Origin of the sequence: Kocuria sp. CPCC 205260 (assembly GCF_040981045.1) — a bacterium.
Taxonomy (GTDB): domain Bacteria; phylum Actinomycetota; class Actinomycetes; order Actinomycetales; family Micrococcaceae; genus Kocuria; species Kocuria palustris.
Window position 1 is genome coordinate 1 of sequence record NZ_JAVKPT010000104.1, and the last position, 519, is coordinate 519.

1 protein-coding gene is annotated in these 519 nt (G+C 74.6%); it reads right to left on the reverse strand.

The features are described from left to right. The coding region (locus RF645_RS13410) for a zf-HC2 domain-containing protein (protein WP_368819285.1) at window positions 1-501 on the reverse strand (501 nt) is incomplete at its 3' end. Between the last annotated feature and the right edge of the window lie 18 nt (window positions 502-519).

Consider the following 519-nt stretch of genomic DNA (forward strand, 5'->3'; position numbering starts at 1 on the left):
CCCCACGGCCGCGGCGGCCGCCACCAGGACGCCGACCGCGGCGATCGCCAGGCCCATACCGGACGATGCGAACGCAGCAATCCCCGTGGACTGCCCTGCGGCTGCAGCCCCGGACGAGGCGCCCGCGCCGGCCCCGGAGCCGCCGGCACCCGGACCCCCGGAGGTTGCGATGGCGCTCCCCGCCGCGCCATCGAAAGCCGGGGTCCCCGCGACTCCCGGAGCCTGGGACGCGGCAGCCCCGAAGCCCGCCAGGGACGTGCCGGCGAGCGCGTCCACGAGCCGACCGCCCGCGCCGGCCCACAACGGAAGTCCGGCTAGGACGGGCAGGAGCCAACCGCGCATCCCGATCCCGAGGTCCTGGAGCTGCAGGTACTCGGCGGTGCAGCGGGGACACCGGTCCAGGTGTTCCTGCACGACCTTGGTGCGTGACGGGGTCAGGGAACCGCGCGCGAACGCACCGAGCTGTCGTGAGTACTCGCCGCAGTCCTCGAGTGCTCGCACCGAGACGTGTTCCTGCAT